This is a genomic window from Acidiplasma sp. (assembly GCF_038728925.1).
In the GTDB taxonomy this organism is placed as follows: domain Archaea; phylum Thermoplasmatota; class Thermoplasmata; order Thermoplasmatales; family Thermoplasmataceae; genus Acidiplasma; species Acidiplasma aeolicum.
The window spans coordinates 78646-100164 of sequence record NZ_JAVYSZ010000001.1 but is presented as its reverse complement, the minus strand read 5'-3'; the positions used below and the strand labels follow the sequence as shown (position 1 = coordinate 100164).

Annotated in this window: 20 protein-coding genes and 1 tRNA gene; 17 read left to right on the top strand and 4 right to left on the bottom strand. The window is 35.8% G+C overall.

Annotated features, from left to right (window positions below):
- The first annotated feature begins 4 nt into the window (after positions 1–4).
- The 5 genes from QXW15_RS00525 to QXW15_RS00505 are packed head-to-tail and all read left to right on the top strand — an operon-like array spanning position 5 to position 8485.
- Positions 5–265, top strand: a complete 261-nt coding sequence (locus QXW15_RS00525; RefSeq protein WP_054963859.1) for a DNA-directed RNA polymerase subunit H — start codon at positions 5–7, stop codon at positions 263–265.
- The gene (locus QXW15_RS00520) at positions 266–3856 is read left to right on the top strand and encodes a DNA-directed RNA polymerase subunit B (protein WP_048101735.1); all 3591 of its coding nucleotides are present in this window, start codon (positions 266–268) and stop codon (positions 3854–3856) included.
- On the top strand, positions 3853–6516 hold the full coding sequence (rpoA1, locus tag QXW15_RS00515; protein ID WP_048101734.1) for a DNA-directed RNA polymerase subunit A': 2664 nt from the start codon (positions 3853–3855) through the stop codon (positions 6514–6516). Before QXW15_RS00520 ends, rpoA1 begins: the two co-directional genes overlap by 4 nt.
- On the top strand, positions 6513–8036 hold the full coding sequence (gene rpoA2 / locus QXW15_RS00510; RefSeq protein WP_287950384.1) for a DNA-directed RNA polymerase subunit A'': 1524 nt from the start codon (positions 6513–6515) through the stop codon (positions 8034–8036). Before rpoA1 ends, rpoA2 begins: the two co-directional genes overlap by 4 nt.
- A 17-nt stretch (positions 8037–8053) precedes the next feature.
- Positions 8054–8485 (top strand): NusA-like transcription termination signal-binding factor, encoded by a 432-nt coding sequence (locus tag QXW15_RS00505; protein ID WP_048101732.1) that lies wholly within the window; start codon positions 8054–8056, stop codon positions 8483–8485.
- A gap of 182 nt (positions 8486–8667) precedes the next feature.
- Here the strand turns inward: QXW15_RS00505 and QXW15_RS00500 are convergent, their stop codons facing one another.
- A complete protein-coding gene (locus QXW15_RS00500) occupies positions 8668–10416 on the bottom strand; it encodes an APC family permease (protein ID WP_054964417.1) in 1749 nt (582 codons plus the stop codon).
- 183 nt (positions 10417–10599) lie between these two features.
- Here QXW15_RS00500 and eif1A point away from each other — a divergent pair, with 183 nt between their 5' ends.
- The 4 genes from eif1A (at position 10600) to QXW15_RS00480 (ending at position 12344) form a co-directional block, all read left to right on the top strand.
- Positions 10600–10929 (top strand): translation initiation factor eIF-1A, encoded by a 330-nt coding sequence (eif1A, locus tag QXW15_RS00495; RefSeq protein ID WP_048101847.1) that lies wholly within the window; start codon positions 10600–10602, stop codon positions 10927–10929.
- Entirely contained in the window at positions 10919–11683 is a 765-nt protein-coding gene (locus tag QXW15_RS00490; RefSeq protein WP_231563424.1) for a serine protein kinase RIO, read from the top strand. Before eif1A ends, QXW15_RS00490 begins: the two co-directional genes overlap by 11 nt.
- Positions 11676–12224, top strand: coding sequence for a pre-rRNA-processing protein PNO1 (locus tag QXW15_RS00485; RefSeq protein WP_048101730.1), 549 nt, complete (start codon positions 11676–11678; stop codon positions 12222–12224). Before QXW15_RS00490 ends, QXW15_RS00485 begins: the two co-directional genes overlap by 8 nt.
- Positions 12225–12269: 45 nt before the next feature.
- A tRNA-Met gene (locus tag QXW15_RS00480) sits at positions 12270–12344 on the top strand.
- A 2-nt stretch (positions 12345–12346) separates the two neighbouring features.
- Here the strand turns inward: QXW15_RS00480 and QXW15_RS00475 are convergent.
- The 3 genes from QXW15_RS00475 to QXW15_RS00465 are packed head-to-tail and all read right to left on the bottom strand — an operon-like array spanning position 12347 to position 14890.
- Complete coding sequence (locus tag QXW15_RS00475) at positions 12347–13048, bottom strand: uroporphyrinogen-III synthase (protein WP_048101729.1); 702 nt, start codon at positions 13046–13048, stop codon at positions 12347–12349.
- Complete coding sequence (gene hemC / locus QXW15_RS00470; protein WP_048101728.1) at positions 13035–13886, bottom strand: hydroxymethylbilane synthase; 852 nt, start codon at positions 13884–13886, stop codon at positions 13035–13037. The genes QXW15_RS00475 and hemC overlap by 14 nt, the downstream gene beginning before the upstream one ends.
- Before the next feature lie 53 nt (positions 13887–13939).
- Entirely contained in the window at positions 13940–14890 is a 951-nt protein-coding gene (locus QXW15_RS00465; protein WP_342789698.1) for an alpha/beta hydrolase-fold protein, read from the bottom strand.
- 81 nt (positions 14891–14971) lie between these two features.
- Here QXW15_RS00465 and QXW15_RS00460 point away from each other — a divergent pair, with 81 nt between their 5' ends.
- The 8 genes from QXW15_RS00460 to speB all read left to right on the top strand — a co-directional run bounded on the left by QXW15_RS00460 (position 14972) and on the right by speB (position 21486).
- Complete coding sequence (locus QXW15_RS00460; RefSeq protein ID WP_342789696.1) at positions 14972–15946, top strand: methyltransferase; 975 nt, start codon at positions 14972–14974, stop codon at positions 15944–15946.
- Between the two features lie 338 nt (positions 15947–16284).
- Positions 16285–16857, top strand: a complete 573-nt coding sequence (locus QXW15_RS00455) for an exosome complex RNA-binding protein Csl4 (protein ID WP_048101725.1) — start codon at positions 16285–16287, stop codon at positions 16855–16857.
- A 13-nt stretch (positions 16858–16870) separates the two neighbouring features.
- Positions 16871–17002: a hypothetical protein gene (locus tag QXW15_RS00450; RefSeq protein ID WP_255350864.1), complete on the top strand. Its 132-nt coding sequence runs from the start codon at positions 16871–16873 to the stop codon at positions 17000–17002.
- Positions 17003–17013: 11 nt separating this feature from the next.
- Positions 17014–17229, top strand: a complete 216-nt coding sequence (locus QXW15_RS00445) for an LSM domain-containing protein (RefSeq protein WP_048101724.1) — start codon at positions 17014–17016, stop codon at positions 17227–17229.
- A gap of 40 nt (positions 17230–17269) precedes the next feature.
- Positions 17270–18832, top strand: coding sequence for a DUF5591 domain-containing protein (locus QXW15_RS00440; protein WP_342789692.1), 1563 nt, complete (start codon positions 17270–17272; stop codon positions 18830–18832).
- Positions 18833–18862: 30 nt separating this feature from the next.
- Positions 18863–20122 (top strand): amidohydrolase family protein, encoded by a 1260-nt coding sequence (locus tag QXW15_RS00435; protein WP_048101722.1) that lies wholly within the window; start codon positions 18863–18865, stop codon positions 20120–20122.
- 99 nt (positions 20123–20221) lie between these two features.
- Positions 20222–20611: a translation initiation factor IF-5A gene (locus tag QXW15_RS00430; RefSeq protein WP_048101721.1), complete on the top strand. Its 390-nt coding sequence runs from the start codon at positions 20222–20224 to the stop codon at positions 20609–20611.
- Positions 20569–21486: an agmatinase gene (gene speB, locus QXW15_RS00425; RefSeq protein ID WP_052656770.1), complete on the top strand. Its 918-nt coding sequence runs from the start codon at positions 20569–20571 to the stop codon at positions 21484–21486. Before QXW15_RS00430 ends, speB begins: the two co-directional genes overlap by 43 nt.
- Positions 21487–21519: the final 33 nt, after the last annotated feature.

Sequence of the window (21519 nt, the reverse complement as noted above, 5' to 3'; positions counted from 1 at the left end):
TAAAATGAGTAAGTTTAATGTGCTTGAGCACGAGATAGTGCCTGAACACCATTTGGTGCCTGTTGAAGAGGAATATAAAGTTTTAAAAATGCTGAATGTTACAAAGGAAAACCTCCCAAGGATAAGCATTAATGATCCTGCCGTTAAGGCACTGGAGGAAATCCATGGAAAGTTAGAGCCTGGGAGAATAATTAAAATTATACGGAAGAGTCCGACTGCAGGCTACTATGAATATTATAGAGTAATTGTGAAGAGTGTGATATAAATGAACCCAATTTTGGATGCTTTTTTTAAATCGGAAAGTGTTGTAAACTATCAGATTGACTCCATGAATTATTTTTATGCATCAAAAACAAACCCGGATAATATAATGCAGCAGATTGTTGATGAGACAAAAATATCTGATGATGCCACACCAGGTGTTATAGAACTTGACACAGCAAAAACCCATGGCCGTGAAATTAAAATCTATTTTGGCAGGGAAAGGGATGAGAATGGAAAACCTGTGGGTGACCCAACAATATGGGTTGATAAACCTGAAATTAAGGAGGCCTCAGGTGCATCAAATCAAATAACACCGCAAGAGGCAAGATTAAGGGACCTAAATTATATGGCCCCTATTATACTTCGCTTAAAGGTTGTCGAAGATGGAGTTGAAAAGGATACAAGCACAATAAAAATTGGTGAAATACCAGTCATGGTAAGATCAAAAATATGCACGCTGTCCGATCAAAATCTTGATTTATATATAGAAAAAAATAACGGCCCTATTGACGGAACAAGGGAGGAGAAATTAAAATATGTTGATGAGGACCCAACAGACCCCGGGGGATATTTCATTATAAAGGGAACAGAAAAGGTCATTGTCTCACTTGAGGATCTTGCACCAAACAAGATACTTGTTGAATATGAGGAGAAATACGATTCCAAGGTTGAGGTTGCCAAGGTTTTCTCACAGAAAGGCGGATTCAGGGCATTAATATCAATGGAAAAGGGCAATGATGGAATTATTAATGTATCAATACCCACAGTTGCAGGCAGCGTTCCACTTGTTATTTTAATGAAGGCTCTTGGAATAGAGAAGGATGTTGATATACACAATGCCATATATTCTGATATAAGAATGGATCCATTAATTTATGCAAACATAGAAGATGCAAAGAATCCAAAAATATTACCACCAAATGGTGTCAATACAAAGGATGATGCCATATCATACCTGGAAAAAAGATTTGCAGCGGGCCAGGCCAAGGAATTCAGGGATAAAAAAATCGTACAGATGCTTGACCGTGCGCTATTGCCACATCTTGGTGGAGATGTTTCAGACAGGCTTAAAAAGGGCATATACCTTGGAAGAATGGCAAGATCACTTTTGGAATTAAATCTTGGTATAAGAAATGTTGATGATAAGGATCATTATGCAAATAAAAGGATAAAATTATCAGGAGATTTACTGGATGAGCTTTTTAGAAATGCATTTCAATCTGTAATGAAGGATCTAAAATATCAGCTTGAAAAAACCTATAATAAAAAGAGGGGAATAAGGCTTAGACCTGCTGTTAGGCAGGATCTATTAACACAAAAAATCCTTCATTCAATGGCCACAGGAAACTGGATAGGCGGTAGAACTGGTGTTTCACAGCTTCTTGATAGAACATCCAATATGGCCACGCTAAGCCATCTTAGAAGGATTATATCGCCATTAACCAGATCACAGCCGCATTTTGAGGCGAGGGATTTGCATCCAACACAGTGGGGAAGAATATGCCCCAATGAAACACCCGAGGGCCAGAATTGTGGACTGGTTAAAAATGCCTCATTAATAATCAATGTAACCCAGGGTATTGATCCTGATATAGTTTATAATGAACTGAAAAATATGGATATTTATGAAATAACACAGGAGGAATTCTCAGGCAGGGTATATTTAAACGGAGACTTTATAGGTTATCATGACGACCCTGCAACATTAACAGAAACAATAAGGAATTTAAGGAGATCCGGAAAGATATCCAATGAGGTTAATGTAAAATATGATAGAAATACAAACGAGGTTATTATAAACTGCGATCGTGGAAGATTAAGAAGGCCACTGCTTGTGGTTAAGGATGGCAAAACAGTCCTTAACGAGGACATGCTTGAAAAATTAAGGATGGGTGACTATACAGTCAATGATCTGGTAAAGCTTGGGGCTATTGAATGGCTTGATGCAGAGGAGGAGGAAAATGCATACATTGCAGTTTATCCATTTAGCTTCCCGGAAAAATGTCCAAACTGTGGCGAGGTTCTGTATAGAAATTCAGTAACATGGGTAAATCCTGGCGAGGATAATGTTGTTCTTGAATGCGATAAATGTCATGCAAGGTTTAAGGGCACAAATCTTCTAGAAAAGGATCATACACACTGTGAAATTGACGCATCAATGATCCTTGGTGTTGTTGCATCCTTAATACCATATCCTGAGCATAATTCATCTCCAAGAATTACAATAGCCTCTGCAATGATTAAGCAATCCATAGGGCTTCCCGCCGCAAATTACAGGATAAGAACAGATACGAGAGGTCACCTGTTGCACTACCCACAGGTACCACTGGTAACAACAAAGGTTATGGACTTTATAAAATATTACAGAAAGCCTGCAGGCCAGAATTTTGTTGTCGCAATATTATCATATCATGGTTATAACATGCAGGATGCCATAATAATGAATAAGGCATCAATAGAAAGGGGCCTCGGAAGAAGTGCATTCTTTAGAACATACACAGCAGAGGAAAAGAGGTATCCAGGAGGCCAGGAGGATAAATTTGAGATACCGAGCCATGATGTAATAGGCGCCAGGGCAGAAGAATTTTATAAAAATCTGGATGAGGATGGTATAATAGAGCCAGAATCCAGGGTTGAAGGTTCCGATGTTCTTGTTGGAAAGACATCACCACCAAGATTTCTAGAGGAGGAAAATGCCGACAAGCTTGGGCCTTTAAGGAGGAGGGAATCCTCTGTTACGGTAAGACCAAATGAGTCAGGTTATGTTGACAATGTATTCCTTACGGTTTCAGAAAGCAACAGCAAGATAGTTAAGGTGAAGGTCAGGAGCGACAGGATACCTCAGCCAGGAGATAAATTTGCCTCAAGGCATGGACAGAAGGGTGTAATCGGCCATGTTGTTCCTCAGGAGGATATGCCATTTACCGAGGATGGCATAATCCCGGATTTATTATTTAATCCTCATTCAGTGCCTTCAAGAATGACCCTTGGACATGTGCTTGAGATGATGGGCGCAAAGGTTGCAACCATGAGTGGAGAGAATATAGATTCAACAATATTCGATGGCCAGCCTGAAAAGAGTCTAAGAGAGGAACTTAAAAGATACGGTTTCAGGGAATCAGGTAATGAGGTAATGTATGATGGTATAACTGGCAGAAAATTTAAGGTTGATATATTCATAGGGGTTATTTATTATCAGAAGCTTCATCACATGGTGGCAAGCAAATTCCATGCCAGATCCAGAGGGCCAATACAGATATTAACAAGACAGCCCACAGAGGGCAGATCAAGACAGGGAGGTCTCAGATTTGGTGAGATGGAAAGGGATACATTAATTGCCCACGGTGCATCAATGGTTATAAAGGATAGGCTGCTGGACCAGAGTGATGGAACAATACTTTATGTTTGCGGCAACCCCTCATGCGGCCATATAGCAATATATGATTTCAGAAAGGGTACATTAAGATGCCCTGTATGCGGTAATACAGGAAATATATATCCAATAGAGACCAGTTATGCATTTAAATTAATGAGAGATGAATTAAGCTCCATGGGAATTGTCATGAGGCTTGAACTGGGTGATATGAAATGAGTTTTAATAATGTTTCTAAAAGAATTGAAAAAATAAAATTTGCATTACTTTCACCTGAGGAGATTAGAAAAATGTCCCAGGTTAGGGTTATTACACCAGATACCTACGATGATGATGGTTACCCAATAGAAAAAGGGTTAATGGATCTTCACATGGGTGTTATTGAACCAGGACTTAAATGTGCCACATGTGGTGGCAGGGTAGATGAATGTCCCGGTCATTTCGGGCATATCGAACTTGCCATGCCTGTTGTACATATTGGCTTTGTTAAGGAAATTAAAAACATGCTTGATTCTGCATGCAAATCATGTGGGAGAATTAAATTAACAGATGAGGAAATAGAAACATATAAAAAGCAGTTAAGTGCAATAAATTATGAAACAGAGGATCCTGAAATAATAGATCTAACATTAAAGAAGATCCTTGACGTTGCAGCACAGAGGGTAAAATGCCCTCACTGCGGTGCTGACAGCCCAAAGGTAATACTGGATAAGCCAACAACATTCAGGGAGGGTGGAATAAAAATAACACCCAAGGAAATAAGGGAAAGGCTTGAAAAAATACCGGATGATGACCTTATATTTTACGGTCTAAATAAGGATGCAGCAAGGCCGGAATGGATGGTTTTGACCGTATTGCCAGTTCCACCAATTGATGTAAGGCCATCAATAACATTGGAAACAGGAGAGAGAAGTGAGGATGATCTTACACATAAGCTTGTTGATATAATAAGAATATCCCAGCGGCTTAGGGAAAGCAGGGATAATGGATCACCACAGTTGATTATAGAGGATTTGTGGGACCTCCTTCAGTACCATATAACAACATATTTTGACAATCAGACTGCTGGAATACCGCCTGCAAGGCACAGGTCTGGCAGGGCATTAAAAACCCTTGTTCAGAGATTAAAGGGTAAGGAGGGTAGATTCAGGGCAAATCTATCAGGTAAAAGGGTAAACTTTTCATCGAGAACTGTTATATCACCCGAGCCATTCCTATCAATTAATGAGGTGGGAATACCTGAAATAGCAGCCAGGGAGCTTACAGTTCCTGTAATAATAAACTCATTCAATATAGACAAAATGAAGGAATGGATAAAAAGGGGGACATCACCAAGAACGCCTGACGGCAAGTACATTGCCGGAGTCAATTATCTTATCAGGCCAGATGGGCGCAGAATAAAGATTACAGATCAGAATGCTGAAATTAACAGTGAAAGGGCCGACATAGGATGGACAGTGGAACGCCAGATGACCGAGGGCGATATAGTCCTGTTTAACAGGCAGCCATCACTTCACAGAATGTCAATGATGGCCCATACAGTGAGGGTACTTCCTGGAATGACATTTAGATTTAATCTTGCTGTTTGCACACCTTACAACGCAGATTTTGACGGGGACGAGATGAACCTCCATGTTATCCAGAGTGAGGAGGCCAGGGCAGAGGCAAGAATAATAATGAAGGTTCAGGAACAGATTTTATCCCCAAGATTTGGAGGGCCAATTATAGGGGCAATACACGATCATATAACAGCCCTTTTCCTCCTAACACATAATAACCCATTATTCTCAGAGGAGGAATTTATACACATAACATCCTACTTAAATATAGATAAAATGCCTGATCCTGTTATAAAGGATGGCAAAAAATATTATCACGGCAGGGATATTTTCTCACTTATACTGCCAGAGGGCATAAATATGAAATTTAAGAGCCATCTCTGTGCCGGTTCCAAGGATAAATGCGAGTATGAAAATGACCCTGAGGATACATACGTTGTCATAACCAACGGAAAATTAATACATGGTACAATAGATGATGAGGCTGTTGGCCCATTCTCCGGTGTAATTGTAGATAGAATATTTAGAAAGTTTGGACCTGACGCTGCCGCCAAATTTGTTGATAATGTAACACGCCTTGCCGTTGGGTTCCTGAGTTTTAATGGATTCTCAACCGGAATTAAGGATTATGATATACCTGCAGATGCAATTGCAAGGATAGAGGAAATATCAAACGAGACCATAGAAAAGATAGACAAGCTAGTTGAGGCTTTCAGGGCAGGACAATTACAGCCAATGCCTGGAAGATCAATTGAGGATACACTTGAGGTTGAAATACTTGGTGAAACTGGTTCAGTAAGGGATGAATCAGGTAAAATAGCATCATCGTACCTTGGTCTAAATGACCCATCAGTTATTATGGCAAGATCAGGTGCCAGGGCAAAAATGCTGAACATTGCAGAGGTTGCGGGTATGGTTGGCCAGCAATCAGTTAGAGGTGGAAGGCTTAATAGAGGTTATGCAAACAGAACCCTGCCGCACTTCAAGGAGAATGATCTTGGTGCCTATGCGAGAGGATTTATTAAATCATCCTACAGGGCAGGGTTGAGTCCCACAGAGTATTTCTTCCACAGTATAGGAGGAAGGGAAGGCCTGGTGGATATCGCCGTACGTACTTCAAGGAGTGGATATATGCAGAGAAGATTAATTAATGCATTTGAAGATCTTAAGGTAGATCCAGAAAGAAGGGTTGAGGATACTGTTGGGTCAATAGTACAGTTTAAGTACGGTGAGGATGGCATAGATCCAACACGCAGTGATGAGGGCAAAACCATTGATATTGATTATATAGCATACGATGAGCTGGGTGATGAACAATGAATGTAATTCTATGGAAGGATACAAAAAAGAATATTTCAGATATAGAAAAAAAGGCTCCATGTTATTATGCCATAGATTTTGATATACCCGCAGATATAACAAAGGGATACATAACCACAGATAAAAAGAATTTTGAGTATGAAACATCAATTTCTGAGATAAAAAAGTATGATGAAAACACAGATAAGGATTTATTATTCAAAAAGAAGCCCGCATCTGTTACTGTTATAAAAATTGATTCAATTAAAAAGATAGATAAAAAACCAATTTCAGATTTTAAACTTAATGATAACAAATCAGAGATTGATTCATTTGCAGTAGGGGAGGAATTTACAGTTGAATATAAGGAAAAATCTGAATATAAGATTCCAGAGAAGGATGAGGATGTTATTGCGGATCTTAAGGCACGTGGATATAACTTTCCATTATCTGTTGTTGATAAGCTGGCAAAGTATAAAAAGGAACTACCACCAGATAAGTATGAAAAACTATTAAAAAGGGTTAATTTGGAAATAGAAAAACGTGAGGTCGACCCATATGAGGCTGTTGGCATTATCGCAGCCCAGAGCATAGGTGAACCCGGAACACAGATGACTATGAGGACATTCCACTTTGCAGGTGTGGTGGAAATGAACGTTACCCTCGGCCTTCCAAGATTAATCGAAATAGTCGATGCAAGAAGGATACCAAGCACACCGTCAATGACAATTTATCTTACCAAGGAATACAAAAATGATGGTGAGAAGGTAAAGCAGCTCATAAAAAATCTTGAAAATACAGCCATAATCGATGTTGCGGATATTATTACAGATGTTGGAGACATGTCCCTTACAATTAAACTTGATGCATATAAAAGTAAGGACAGGCTTGTAAATATTTCTGATGTAATTAACGCCCTTGATAAGATAAAGGGGATAATATACAATCAGGTAGATAATGAGAGAATTTTAATAAAATTACAGCAGGAATCATTTAAGAGGTTATACCAGCTACAGGAGCAGTTAAAGGTTACACCGATAAAGGGCGTGCCAAAAATAAAGAGGGCAATAGCAAGATACGATAATTCCAGCAATGAGTGGATATTATACACGCAGGGTTCCAATCTAAAGGATGTATTAAATATAGAAGGCGTTGATCCAACAAGGACATATACAAATGATATAATAGAGATAGAAAACGTTCTTGGAATAGAGGCTGCAAGGAATGCAATATACCATGAGGCTGAAAACACATTAAGCGAGCAGGGACTTGACGTGGATAAACGGCATTTAATGCTTGTATCTGATATGATGACCTTCTCAGGTGCTGTAAGGGCAGTTGGAAGGCAGGGAATATCTGGAAGAAAAAGCAGTGTACTTGCCAGGGCCGCATTTGAAATTACATCAAAGCATCTGCTTAAGGCGGGCCTTCTTGGAGAAATTGACCCATTAAGTGGTGTGGCGGAAAACATTATTGTTGGACAGCCCATAACACTTGGTACCGGTGCAATAGATCTTGTCTATAAGGGGCAGAAAAAATAAATGGTAGGGTAATTTATATGAATGAAATAACTCTTGATAATACAACGCTTGGTTATATTAAGCTATTTGAAAGCTACACAAAAACAAATGTTTATGAATGCCTTGAAAATGAGGAGATGGTATTATTCGTAGTTGGGGAGCGAAAGCTGGCAGAGATATTTAAAAAACATGAAAAAATTATAACAGACCTAAAGGATAAAATAAATAAAAGAATACTCATGGCCGAATATTCTCCAGACCTTCTTACATTTGTGCATAACCTGTTTTTTAGGTACGATGTCAAGGAAATAGATCTGATCTGGAAGGATAATGCAACCAATGTGTTTGTGTCAATTGCACCTGAAAATATCGGAAGGGCTATAGGAAAGGAGAGCAGAAATGTAAAATTAATGAGGGATGCCATTGCCAGATATTTTAAGATTAAAAATGTGATTATAAAGCAAAGATAAATATATATTTTAATATATTTTGATTAATTATTCTAAAAATTAAAAAATAATAAAAATTATCCGTTGGTTTCAATGATTTATTTTTTCAATAATATTAATCATGAATATTAAGGTATAAAATTATCATAAAAATAAAGTTGCTACTATTTTATATTAAAATTTATTATAAAATAATAAAAAATTTATTTTGCTCCGCCTGATGTTGTTTCCTCCTCTTCCTGTATGTACTGTGTGCCTGATTCTATTATGTCTGAAATTTCCTCGGTCTTATATCCAGAATGTACTGATAGCAGATAGAATATTATTGCAACAAGTATCACTATAATAAAGTCATATGGATACGGGAATGTGTTGGTCCCTCCATAATCAGCCTCGCCAAGGTATGACAGTGCGTCAAGTACAAGTATGTATAATGGTACCCAGTATCCTGCCTTTATATTCTCTTTTGTGAATACATTTACAACCTTTTTCGTTGCCAGCATAACCAGATAAACAGCTATGCCAAGGAATATTCCTATGGAAAGTATTCCAACCGTTGGCCAGCCAGACCAGTAAACTATAAGTGTTGCACCTATGAAGGCTATTGGTGCCAGAACCTTTGCATATGGTAATTTAAATGGCCTTTTAAGTTCATCTGCCTCCCTTCTAAATACCATCAGGGCCGATCCGCCCACTATGTATGTAAATGCTGTGGCACCTGTGATTAAACCAACAAGGGCATACCAGCTGGGGAAAGGTGCTAAAAATATTAACCCTATTATTACTGAAACTATAATTGGTATTATTGGCACCCTTGTTTTTTTGCTTACCCTTGATAATGCGGCCGGAAAGTATCCGTTTTCAGCAAGGCCAAATAATGTTCTTGTGGATGTGCCGGCGTAAACGTTTAATGTTCCTGCAGGTGAAACGTAAGCATCAGCATAAAGTATGTATGTAAGTATTACAAGTGCAAGTATTCCACTTGATTTTGCAAGGAATGCAAATGGTGCTGCAGATACGGCCTTGGCATATGCAGTCGGGTGATTGGCCACAAGTCCAAACCATCCACCGGCATTTGCCAGATCTGATGGGTTAACCGCACCTATAAATACGACCTGTAAAAGCACATATACAAGTATCCCTGTTAAAACTGAGAATACTGTGGCTATTGGTATTGACCTCTGTGGTGTTTTTGCCTCACCGCCATAGTCAAGGGCCTGCCTGAAACCAAGGAATGAGAAAACTATACCATCAGTTGAAACTGCCTCAAATATTAATGATGTGTTCCCTGTTGGTAAAAATCCACCCAGTGCAGGATTGGTGAAATTGGAGGAATGGAATACCAGAAATCCAAGCATAATTATGGTTACTGTTGGTATTATTAATTTCCACCATGTCATTCCTGTATTTGTCTTTCCCATTAATTTTACCCCTGCATAATTAAGACCAAAGAAACCAATTATCAATATTGCGGCAAGAACTATGCCAAGGCCACTTAATAATGTAACCGTTGCGGATGGATTAAGTGGGTTTGGGGCGCTGTATGCTAGGCTTGGTATATAGGAACTTGCATATGTTATTACTGCCTCAGCCTCTATGGTTGGAACTGATACTGCAGACAGAAAATAGGTCCATCCAAAGAACAAACCTGCAACCCCACCATGGGAATAATGGCCATACCTGCTAATTGCACCTGTACGCGGTATCATTGAACCAAGTTCCGCATAAACCAGTGCAATAAATAAGACAAGTATTCCACCTATCAGCCATGATAATGTTGCTGCAGGGCCTGTGGTACCCGCAGAGGCGGCGGCTGCAAACAACCATCCGGAACCTATAATACCACCAAGACTAAGGAAATACAAATCCCATGTATTTAAAGCTTTCCTTAATCTTTTATCCTGCTTCATACTATTTGCTATGACATTTTCTTCAGCTTTTGACTCAGCCATGTGAGAACATATAGCATTTATATATAAATTTTTCTTAATGCATATCGATTATTTGACTAAATTTTTTAAAAATGAATAAAAATTATGCAATTAAAATAGATTACTATAAATACAAAATTCTGGTTTCTACCATTGTTAAAATTGATTATATTTATATTGATGTAACCAATTATGTATTTATATATGAATGATGAAGAGAATAATGATGAAAATATAACAAGGGTAATTACGCCGAATAAGAAAAAAGGGGAAATATACGGAATTGTTGAGAAACTTTCAGGGGCATCAAGATTAACAGTAATGTGTGAGGATGGGCTTTCAAGAAATTGCAGAATACCTGGAAAAATGAAGAAAAGGATGTGGATTCGTGAGGGAGATCTTGTTATTGTAAAACCCTGGGATTTCCAAAACGAAAAGGGGGACATAGTTTATAGATATACAAGAACACAGGCTGCATATTTAAGCAGAAATAGGATGCTTCCTGAAATAATAGATGTATTCAATGAGCGATAAATCTGCACTTGAACAGTTAATAGATAACGACGAGTTTTCTAACAGGTTAAACCTGGATAGAAAAACATACGGATTGGTATTTGATAGAAGAACATTAAATGCTGTATACTATCTTATTAAGAAATATTCAATAGATTATGTTGATTTCCCAATATCCAGTGGCAAGGAATCTTTAATATTTAAGGTAGTTGGCATGAATAAAAAATCATATGCATTAAAAATATACAAAATGTCAACATTAAAGTTTTCAAATACCATGGATTATATAAAAGGCGATTATAGATTTGAAAAAGAGCGAATAAACAGAACCAATTTAGTATATATATGGGCACAAAAGGAGTATACAAATTTAAAGGATATGAAAAAATCAGGGATAAAAGTGCCTATTCCATATGGCTATTATAAAAACGCACTACTTATATCATATATAGGTACAAGAACAGAACCTGCAAAGCAAATAAAAAATATAGAAACAGATTTTAATGCACTTTATGAAAAAATAAAAACATTCATGCGGAAAATGTATAAAGATGCGCATCTTGTGCACGCAGATTTAAGCGAGTATAACATTCTATTTTACAGAAACAATCCTTACATCATTGATGTTGGGCAGTCAGTATCTGTGAAGCACCCAATGGCCCTGGAATTTTTGAGAAGGGATATAAAGAATATAAATAACTTTTTTTCAAGGAAAAATGTTAAATGTGATGATGAATATTTATTTAATTACATAACAGGTGATGTTAATGATTGAGGCAGGGAGTATAAAAGTCCCTGAAAATAGAGTTGCCGTCATAATTGGCAAGAATGGTTCGGTAAGAAATCAAATAGAACAAATGGGAGATGTGAAAATATTTATAGACAGCGAAAATAATACTGTAACTGTATATCAAAAAAAGGACCCGCTTAAGGCACTTCTGGCATTTAATGTTGTTCAGGCCATAGCCCGCGGATTTAATCCAGAAAAGGCAATGATACTCTTTGAGGAAAATATGCAGTTCATGGTTATTTCAATAAAAGAGTTTACAAATGGAAATACAAAAAGGGCAACAGAACTTAAGGGGAGAATTATAGGCAGGGAGGGCAGAACCAGGGATATAATAGAAACCCTCACAGGAACCTATATTTCTGTAATGGGCAACACTGTTTCAATAATAGGTGATTACATATCAATTCAGTACAGCAGGGAAGCAATAAATATGCTCCTTCAGGGTAGAAAGCACAAAACTGTTTACTCATATCTTGAAAAAAATGCGGGTGAATTAAAATTCAGAAAGATGGAAGAATCATTTTAATTAAAATTATTAAAGTTTATATTCCTTGCTGAAATAATGTAACAAAGCGGGGTGGGGTAGTCAGGAGATCCCGACGGGCTCATAACCCGTAGATCAATGGTTCAAATCCATTCCCCGCTATTCTATTCCAGTTTTTTTGAGTCTATGTAATTTATTATTTCCTTTATATCTGATTCAATTCCAGTTGTGCATGTTTTTATTCCATGTTTTTTTAATGTATCATCCGTTACCTTTCCTATTGGATAAATTTTAATTTTTGGGTTCGGGCAAACTTTTAAAAAAATTTCTGCCTCTAGCGATGAGGTTAATACTATGCCATCACAGTTTTCCATCCCGCAGTAGGAAGCAATATTATTCTCAATTATTCTCAGTGAATATATAAAAAATTCGGAGAAATTATAATGGTTTTCTCTTAAGAAATTGTAAATTATTTTATTTGATGCCGTGCTTCTAAAGAGGCCTATATATTTGTCCCTGTAATTTTTTAAAAGATTAATAATACCATATGAATCCCTTTCTTCAGGAATAATGGGATTGAAACCTTTATTTCTTATTTCCGCTGCGGTGCTGTTACCAATGGCAATGAATACTGGATCAATCTTGAAATAGATCATATAATATTTAAAAAAAACATCCGCCCCAAAGGAGCTTGTTAATACCACCACATCTGGGGGCATCTTTTTTATCCTCTCAGCAGTACTATAATCAGGTAAAATTGGATGCATTTCAGTTAAGGGTATATTAATTACATCAATGTTTTTTGTATTATAATTAACAACCTTGTTCTCCGGGCGTGTCGTAATTATGAATTTACGCGTAACCATATTCTTTTAGCACCTCCCTGATTTCATTATATCCTATGTTATTGTTAATGTAAAAAAAATCCCTGTAATCAGAATTTCTTAATGAATAGAACCTCATAAATATCTTGCCATTCTTTGATAGGATTCCTGCCGGTATTGAGCACCCCAAATTTAAATTCCTGACTATATCCCTTTCTATTAAAAAATTATTATATGTTTCCCCATCGTTTATTTCCCTGATTATATCAGAAAATACAGAGTCCTTCTTTGATACAACTGCTATAATTCCCTGATTTGCAGCAGGCACAAATTTATCCTCACTTAGCATAAAATAATTCTCATTAAGTCCTAGGCGATCATAGGCGGCCTTTGCAATAATAATGCCATCATAATCACCGTTTCTGTACTTTTTAATCCTTGTATCTATATTGCCTCTTATGTCTTTTATTGATAAACAGCCCTTAACTGCCTGTATTTCCTTTATTCTCCGCATACTTGATGTTCCGATAACTGATCCACATGGCATGGATTCCAGCGGTAGTTTTGATATGAATATATCATGGTAATCATCTCTTCTTAGGACACCACTTATTTCAAGATTTGGGTCTATTATGGATGGTATATCCTTGGCGCTGTGAACCGCAATATCGATTTTACCATCAAGTATTAAATTGTTAAGCTCATCAACGAAAACACCTGTAGTTGAGCTTCTATAGAGCGGTGTATCTGTATTTAGGTCACCCTTTGATGTGTAACCAAAAATTTCAACATCATGCCCTAGAGCCTCAAGCTGATTTTTCACCATTTCAGCCTGAATCATTGCAAGTTTACTTTTTCTTGTGCCCAGTCTTATGTTCATTTATATCCCTTTTTTATATCTTACAATATAATTTACAATTACTGTATTATTAATCATAATGACAATCTGTTAACAAGATAAGGTAATGATTTTTCATACCTCTTGCTGTTTCCAAAATGTCCTCCATTAAATTCTTCAAAGATATGATTTACACCATATTTCTCCATTTTTTTATGCAGAACATTCATACCTATAAATAGGCTGTACTCATCCTTGATTCCAACGTCCAGATAAATCGCATCCAGCTTTTTTAACTCTGATATATAATTATCAACATTCTTGGATGGATCGAATTTTAGCCACCTCTGCCATACATCATTGTTAAATCCTCCAGTTTCCAGATCAAATGGTAGTTCAAGTTTTAAATCTGTATTTTCATTATATGAATAAAATGCCGACATTCCAATAATATTTAATGTTCTAATATCATTATCGGTTAAATCATCTTTTAAACTTACCTCTTTTATGTATTCATTAAGTTTTTTATTTCTTAATTCCTTAAATGCAATTGGTATATCTGGAATGTAAACATATTCAAAACAGCTGTCACCAAAATGATTCGCAAATCCGCTTATTATGTCAGGATGCCTCACAGCAAGTGTATATGCACCAAAACCACCTGATGATTTTCCAAAAAGTGCCACCTTCCCTGTGTGAAACATATCAGAAATCTGTGGTATAAGGTCATTAATTATAAAATCCTCGTAATTACCAACTGCAGGTGAATTTATATACTGATTTACATGATATTTTGTTGAAAAATTTGGGTTAATTATTATTGAATTTCCAAGCAAATTTTTTTTATATAGTGAGTTTAATATTTCTGAAAAACGGTTGTGTAGTTTAGGCGTGCCGTTTAACCCTGCAAGTTCTATTAAAAGTGGTGCGCCATCAACAATTTTATCCGGATAAAATACCAGAACATCTCTATCGATATCATCATTTAGGTAATTGCCCTTCAGTGAGTCTCCATGCACCGTAACCATTTTTTGATTAAGCAACATATTTTCAATATTACTAAAAAATATTAGAACTATGTGATTTCAATGTAATAGTATTTTATTTTAAATATAATACTGTTTTTAATGAAAGAATGGTGTATAAAAGTTGATAAAAACAGCGCTGGCAAAATTATAAAAAAATTAAGGTCTGTTAATCTCATTTTAGATGAATGCATTATAGATCATGATGAGCAGTTTGTCTATATACCAGTAAAGAAGGATACAGGCAATTGCATTAAGCACGATTTTAAATTAAAGAATACACCTGAGAATATTATAAGGTCAAACCTGGGTTTAAGGGTTAACAATACCCCTAAATTTATAAAACTTGGTGATTCAATTATTTTTAATAAAAATCAACGTGTGAATAAAAGAATTGCAGAGGTATACTGCAATGCATATCATGCAAAAAACGCCTATATTTTTACCGGTAAGATTAAGGGGAAAATGCGAATACCCTCAATTAAATTTTTATGCGGGAAGAATGAGGATACCATTATAGTTGAAAATGGTGTTAAATATGCATTAAACCCGGCAAAAGTAATGTTTTCACCTGGAAACATAAATATAAGAACAGAGATGGGCAAAATTGATTTTAAAGATAAAACTGTTATTGATATGTTCTGTGGCATTGGTTATTTTTCAATGCCTGTACTCAAATACGGCAATCCAAAGAGATTGATTGCATGTGATATTAATCCCGATTCAATAGAATATTTTAAGAGAAATCTAAAACTGAATCGTATTATTTATGAACCTGAAATATTTTTAGGTGATTCCCGGGCAAAATGTCCTGATGTGAGTGCCGATTATATAATAATGGGAAATTTTGAATCACCAAAATTTTTAGCGCAGGCTTTAATCCATAGCCATAAGGGCACATTACTATCCATGCATTTTTTGGAAAGGAGAGAAAAAATAAAAAGACCAGAAGAAATAATTAAAAATGCAAGAAGGCTAGGATATATAATATCCGTGAAAAATATAAAAATAGTTAAATCTGTTTCTCACGAACTTGTGCATGTTAATTCATTATTTCAGGTATATAATTGTTTATGATTTTTTATAATCTAAGCAGGTATAAATACAAATCATCACTTAAAGTTTTGATAGAATGAATTCTAATGAATATCTATACCGCTTCCGGCCATTAATGATATGTTAAAATTAAGAAATAATAACATAAAAGACTGAATAAATTTTTTGTTAAACATTATGGCATATACTTCATCAAAACCTATTTATATACTTATTAAATTCTATATATGGGCTTGGTGAACCAATGCTAAATATAGATATTTAAAAATGTTTAGCCAATATCTATTCATGGTCATTTAAGAAGCAACTTAAGCCTAACATATAAAATATAAAATAAATATAAGCTGGAGGAATGAATAATGGTTGATTCAGATATAGCACTTCCCGGAGACATCATAGCTAAAGAGGAGGAATACCTCCCCGGGAAGAACACAGAACCATACGATGGCAACATTGTTGCTACCAAGCTGGGGAGAATAGTTAGGGATGACAAAAACCTTACAATATCGGTTGTTGGCAGTAATAAAAAGACACCCATTGGCGTTGGAAGCATTGTGTATGGCAAGGTTATAAAAATAAATGGTAAGGACGCAATTATACAGCTTTATGCTATTAACGAGGGGGGGAAATTGCACCCAGTGGATCATGAGGCAAAATTAATGCTTCCTGTGCAGGGCAAATCCGGATATACACATATAATCTCCCTTGGAGACATAGTTAGGGCAAAGGTAACATCTGTTAAACCCATTTATGTTACAATTTTTAATACCGATCTTGGAGTTTTAAAAACAAGATGCCTGATATGCCGCAATGAACTTATATTGAAAAATAATGTGCTTTACTGTACCAACTGCCAGAGAATAGAAACAAGAAAGATAGCCAGTGATTATGGAAATATAAATATAAGTGGTGATAATTGTGAAAGAAGTTGAGAAGGTAAAAAATATGCAGGAGTTAACGAAAGAGGTCACTGACATGAGGAAGGAGCTTGAAAGCTTAAAGGAGGTCCTTAGCGGACTGATACAGGTTATGATGGATCATAATGATCAATTTAATGATGAAGATGAGTATAATTGAGGTGAAAAATTATGGCACTATTACCAATGAAAATGCTTGAGGAGAGTCTGAACAAAAAGGTATCGCTATTGCTAAAAGACAACAGAACACTTGAGGGTATTCTGACAGGTTATGATGAATACATGAACATGACACTGGACGACGCTGAAGAAAATGGAGAGACCCAGAGAAAAATTGGAAAGGTTGTTATCCGAGGCAGCAATGTTGTAAGGATAACAACAAAATAATTTTTTAAAAAGATTATATAATTTATTTTAATAGGTGTGCATGCCTAAAAAAATAGAGGATAATCATTATATTTTCGGATTTGCACATGCAGGATTTTACAAAGATATTAAATTTCCCGCACTTATTGAGACCACATCTGATGAATTTAAATCCAATTCAGATTACATTGAGGTACTTGGGGAAAGAATGGATAAAAAAATATACTATCCCTCATTTCTTGAAAAATCTTCTGAAATAGTTACCGGCAATATAATAACAGCCATAAACGGAATAGAACTTCTTCAGAGGCCTTCGAAGTTTGCTGATTATATAATCAATTTAAGGGAGAAATATGGTTACAGCAAATTAATATACCTTCAGGGCGTGTCAGATCCATATTTAATACCTGTTTTGGTTTACATGGGAATTAATATTTTTGACGACATCTACATTAGAATGGAGAGTCTTGATGGAATAAAATATTCAATGACAGGAAAGTCCAGGGTTGATTATGATCCTTTGAAAGATAACATTGTATTTGTTAAAAGTATGCTTGAATCATTATTTGATTCAATACGGGATGGAACATTAAGGGAGGTTGTTGAAAAAATTCAAATATCAAGTCTTGCCCTTGAATTGCTAAGGATAATGGACGAAAAATATTATAAAAATATGGAAAATATATTTCCCACGATAACACCATATATTAAGGCCAACAGTATTGAATCACTGACAAGGCCAGATATAGTTAGATACAGAAATAATATAGAAAATTATGAAAAACCTGCTGGTAGAAATATAGCATTAATATTGCCATGCTCTGCAAAAAAACCATACTCATTATCAAAAACCCATCAAAAAATCATACAGAAAATATCAAAATTTAGAAAATATTTGCACGAATTAATTGTAACCTCACCGGTTGGGCTTGTCCCAAGAGAACTTGAAAACAGTTATCCTGCAAGGTTTTATGATATACCTGTTATAGGTTTATGGTATGAGGATGAGAAATTAATGATGAAAAACCTATTAAAAAATTATCTTAAAAAAAATCAATATGATTACATAATTGGATATTACCCAGATGACCTTAATTTTATCTCGGACATTCTGCCAGAAAATTCAACTGTAATAAATGGAAGGGTAACAGATGATTCTAATCTCGATAGACTTTATATTGAACTGGAAAAAATAACAAAGACATCAGAAACAAGGGGAAATGTATTCAATGATTATATCTCTGTATTAAAATATCAGTTTGGTGGCTGGATATATGATTATGTTAAAAATCTTAAACTTGTCAATAATTTTCACCAGGATATGCTTGTAAACAACGGTAAGGTTTATTTTGTTTTTAATCAGCAGTCAGGTAAATTCACAATTACAAAAAATTCTGCACCATTTTTTTTAAATGCCAATAAGTTCATTGTAAGCATAGAAGATTTTAAACCCACATCATACGTTTATTCTATGGGGATAAATAATGCAACCGATGATATAAAACCATATGATGAGGTTGTCCTTGTTCATAACAATGAAATACGTGGTGTGGGAACGGCATTAATGCCAGCAAGCGCCATGATTAATCTTAATGAGGGTATGGCAGTAAAGGTTAGAGGCTAAAAATTATAATATATTTTAATATAGACTGTCATGGATATACTCATTAAAAATGGTATAATAATAACACAGGACGACGAACGAAAAATATTCAAAGGAAATATAGCAATAAATGGAAATTTAATAACATATGTTGGAAAAGAAATGCCCAGTGGGAATTTCGATAGTATTATAGATGCAACAGATAAACTGGTTTTGCCGGGGTTTATTAACACCCATACACATGTAGCCATGACAGGATTTAAGGGGCTACTTGATGATATGGAACTTAATGAGTTTCTAAATAAAACATCGGAACTTGATTCAAAAAGGACAGACGATGGGATATTTAACTCATCATTGCTTGGAATATATGAAATGATTAATGGTGGCATAACCTCATTCCTTGATTTATATTACTCAGAGGACATCATAGAAAGTGCTGTTAAAAAAACAGGAATAAGGGCCTATCTTGCATGGGCAACACTCGACAGGGAATTTACAACGCAGAAGGGGGAACCTGTAAATAATGCAGAAAATTTTATTAAGCAAACCCACGCAGACACCGTAAAGCCACTAATAGGCGTTCAGGGGATTTATGTATCATCTGATGAAAATTATTACCGCGTAAAGGACATATCAAAAAAATATGGGGTAAAAATTCATACACATCTTTCAGAAACCCGGCAGGAAGTTTATGATTTTGTTAAAAAAAATGGGGAAAGGCCTGTGGAGCATCTTTATAAAATAAACTTTCTTGACGATAATGTTATAGCAGCCCACACGGTTTGGGTAACATTAAATGAAATTAAAATGCTGGCAAAAAGTGGAACAAAGGTATCATGGAATGCAGTAAGCAATGCAAAGCTCGCATCCGGTGGTACAATGCCTGTACCTGAAATGATTGCCAATAATGTAAATATATCCCTTGGAACAGACAGTTCAGGAAGCAATAATTCATTGAATATGTTTGAGGAAATGAAATTTTCATCTCTGATGATTAATAATGATAGATGGAATGCAGACACTGTTAAATCGCAACAGATACTTGATATGGCTACCAGAAATGCTGGTAAGGCCCTTGGTGAAAATATAGGCATATTAAAGCCCGGATATCTTGCAGATTTAATAATAATCGATGGGCGTGCAGTTAATATGATCCCATCCAATGAAAATAACGCAATTAATAATATCATATTTTCTGCGACACCTGAAAATGTTAGGTTTGTCATTGTCAATGGCAGGATTTTAAAACATGATGGGAATATACCCGGATTTGATCCAGAAAAATTTGCAAGGCTTAATTATTTATAAATTTTTTATGGGCTTTAAATATAACAAAAATCAGTTTTTATATTCAAAAGTAAAATATAAAAATATATAAAGGCTTAAAATATTAACCTGTGATTAATTATGAGTTGGACTGAAGCTGAAGTACGTGAATTAAAAGTAGGAAGATACATGTTAATTGATGATTCACCCTGCAGAATAGTTGATATTACAATGTCTAAGCCAGGAAAGCATGGTGAGGCTAAAGGGCGAATTGTTGCAATTGGCGTTTTTGATGGACAAAAACACAGTGTAGTTTATCCGGTTAAGCATAAGGTAAAGGTTCCAATAATTGTCAAGAAGAACGCGCAGGTGCTATCGATAACAAATAATGAGGCACAGCTTATGGACACAGAAACATTCGAGACCTTTATTATACCGCTTGATCCTGAGGACATTGATAAGGTAAAACCAGGAATGGAGGTGCCATATTGGGAGGCAATGGGAAAGAGAAAAATCATGCTGCAGAATTGAGCAACCATTTTTCTCATCTTAAAATTGCAGATGCAATAGAAAATTACGAGGATTCAAAATATGTTATTTTTGGGGTTCCCTTTGATAATACATCAAGCTACAGACGTGGTTCTAGACTTGCACCGAATTCCATAAGAATTGCATATGATAACCTTGAATCGTTTGAGCCAAATTATGGTATAGATTTAACACAGTGTAAAATCTCTGACCTTGGGGACCTTCCTGTTTACGAGGATGTTTCCTATGTACTTAGTGAGGTTGAGGATGTAACAAGAATTATTTTTAATGATAGAAAAATACCTGTAATGATTGGCGGTGAACATTCAATTACCGTTGGTGCACTAAGGAATCTTAAGGATGTATCAATGGTAATAATTGATGCGCATTCAGATTTTCGTGACTCCTATTTTGATAATAAATATAATCATGCATGTGTAACAAGGCGTGCCCTTGAAATACTGGGCCCAAATAAAATAATTTCTGTCGGTACAAGATCCACCTCGCTTGAGGAAATCACATCGCCTGACTATAAAAATGTAAGATTTATAACAGCAAATGAGGTGCGCGAATCTGGAATATCAAATGTTATAAGCGAAATTAAAAACAGCATATCTGATAGTGTTTATTTCTCAATAGATATGGATGGCATAGACCCTGCATATGCACCAGGCGTGGGAACACCTGAACCATACGGTCTTTCCTCAGTGGATGTGAGGTCGATATTAACATCAATTTCAGATAAAATTATAGGTTTTGATATTAATGAAATGACACCACTGTATGACAATGGAAACACCTCAATGCTTGCCGCCAAGCTTATACAGGATTTTATTGCAAGCAGGGAAAAAGCAATTCTAAATAAAAATATTAAATAAATTTTTACACAATGCCTATCCTTGGCCATTGAA

Bases quoted from the DNA above. Each gene is read 5' to 3' on its own strand.
- QXW15_RS00525 (WP_054963859.1), top strand. From the start codon at position 5: ATGAGTAAGTTTAATGTGCTTGAGCACGAGATAGTGCCTGAACACCAT.
- QXW15_RS00520 (WP_048101735.1), top strand. From the start codon at position 266: ATGAACCCAATTTTGGATGCTTTTTTTAAATCGGAAAGTGTTGTAAAC.
- rpoA1 (WP_048101734.1), top strand. From the start codon at position 3,853: ATGAGTTTTAATAATGTTTCTAAAAGAATTGAAAAAATAAAATTTGCA.
- rpoA2 (WP_287950384.1), top strand. From the start codon at position 6,513: ATGAATGTAATTCTATGGAAGGATACAAAAAAGAATATTTCAGATATA.
- QXW15_RS00505 (WP_048101732.1), top strand. From the start codon at position 8,054: ATGAATGAAATAACTCTTGATAATACAACGCTTGGTTATATTAAGCTA.
- QXW15_RS00500 (WP_054964417.1), bottom strand. From the start codon at position 10,416: ATGGCTGAGTCAAAAGCTGAAGAAAATGTCATAGCAAATAGTATGAAG.
- eif1A (WP_048101847.1), top strand. From the start codon at position 10,600: ATGAATGATGAAGAGAATAATGATGAAAATATAACAAGGGTAATTACG.
- QXW15_RS00490 (WP_231563424.1), top strand. From the start codon at position 10,919: ATGAGCGATAAATCTGCACTTGAACAGTTAATAGATAACGACGAGTTT.
- QXW15_RS00485 (WP_048101730.1), top strand. From the start codon at position 11,676: ATGATTGAGGCAGGGAGTATAAAAGTCCCTGAAAATAGAGTTGCCGTC.
- QXW15_RS00475 (WP_048101729.1), bottom strand. From the start codon at position 13,048: ATGGTTACGCGTAAATTCATAATTACGACACGCCCGGAGAACAAGGTT.
- hemC (WP_048101728.1), bottom strand. From the start codon at position 13,886: ATGAACATAAGACTGGGCACAAGAAAAAGTAAACTTGCAATGATTCAG.
- QXW15_RS00465 (WP_342789698.1), bottom strand. From the start codon at position 14,890: ATGTTGCTTAATCAAAAAATGGTTACGGTGCATGGAGACTCACTGAAG.
- QXW15_RS00460 (WP_342789696.1), top strand. From the start codon at position 14,972: ATGAAAGAATGGTGTATAAAAGTTGATAAAAACAGCGCTGGCAAAATT.
- QXW15_RS00455 (WP_048101725.1), top strand. From the start codon at position 16,285: ATGGTTGATTCAGATATAGCACTTCCCGGAGACATCATAGCTAAAGAG.
- QXW15_RS00450 (WP_255350864.1), top strand. From the start codon at position 16,871: ATGCAGGAGTTAACGAAAGAGGTCACTGACATGAGGAAGGAGCTTGAA.
- QXW15_RS00445 (WP_048101724.1), top strand. From the start codon at position 17,014: ATGGCACTATTACCAATGAAAATGCTTGAGGAGAGTCTGAACAAAAAG.
- QXW15_RS00440 (WP_342789692.1), top strand. From the start codon at position 17,270: ATGCCTAAAAAAATAGAGGATAATCATTATATTTTCGGATTTGCACAT.
- QXW15_RS00435 (WP_048101722.1), top strand. From the start codon at position 18,863: ATGGATATACTCATTAAAAATGGTATAATAATAACACAGGACGACGAA.
- QXW15_RS00430 (WP_048101721.1), top strand. From the start codon at position 20,222: ATGAGTTGGACTGAAGCTGAAGTACGTGAATTAAAAGTAGGAAGATAC.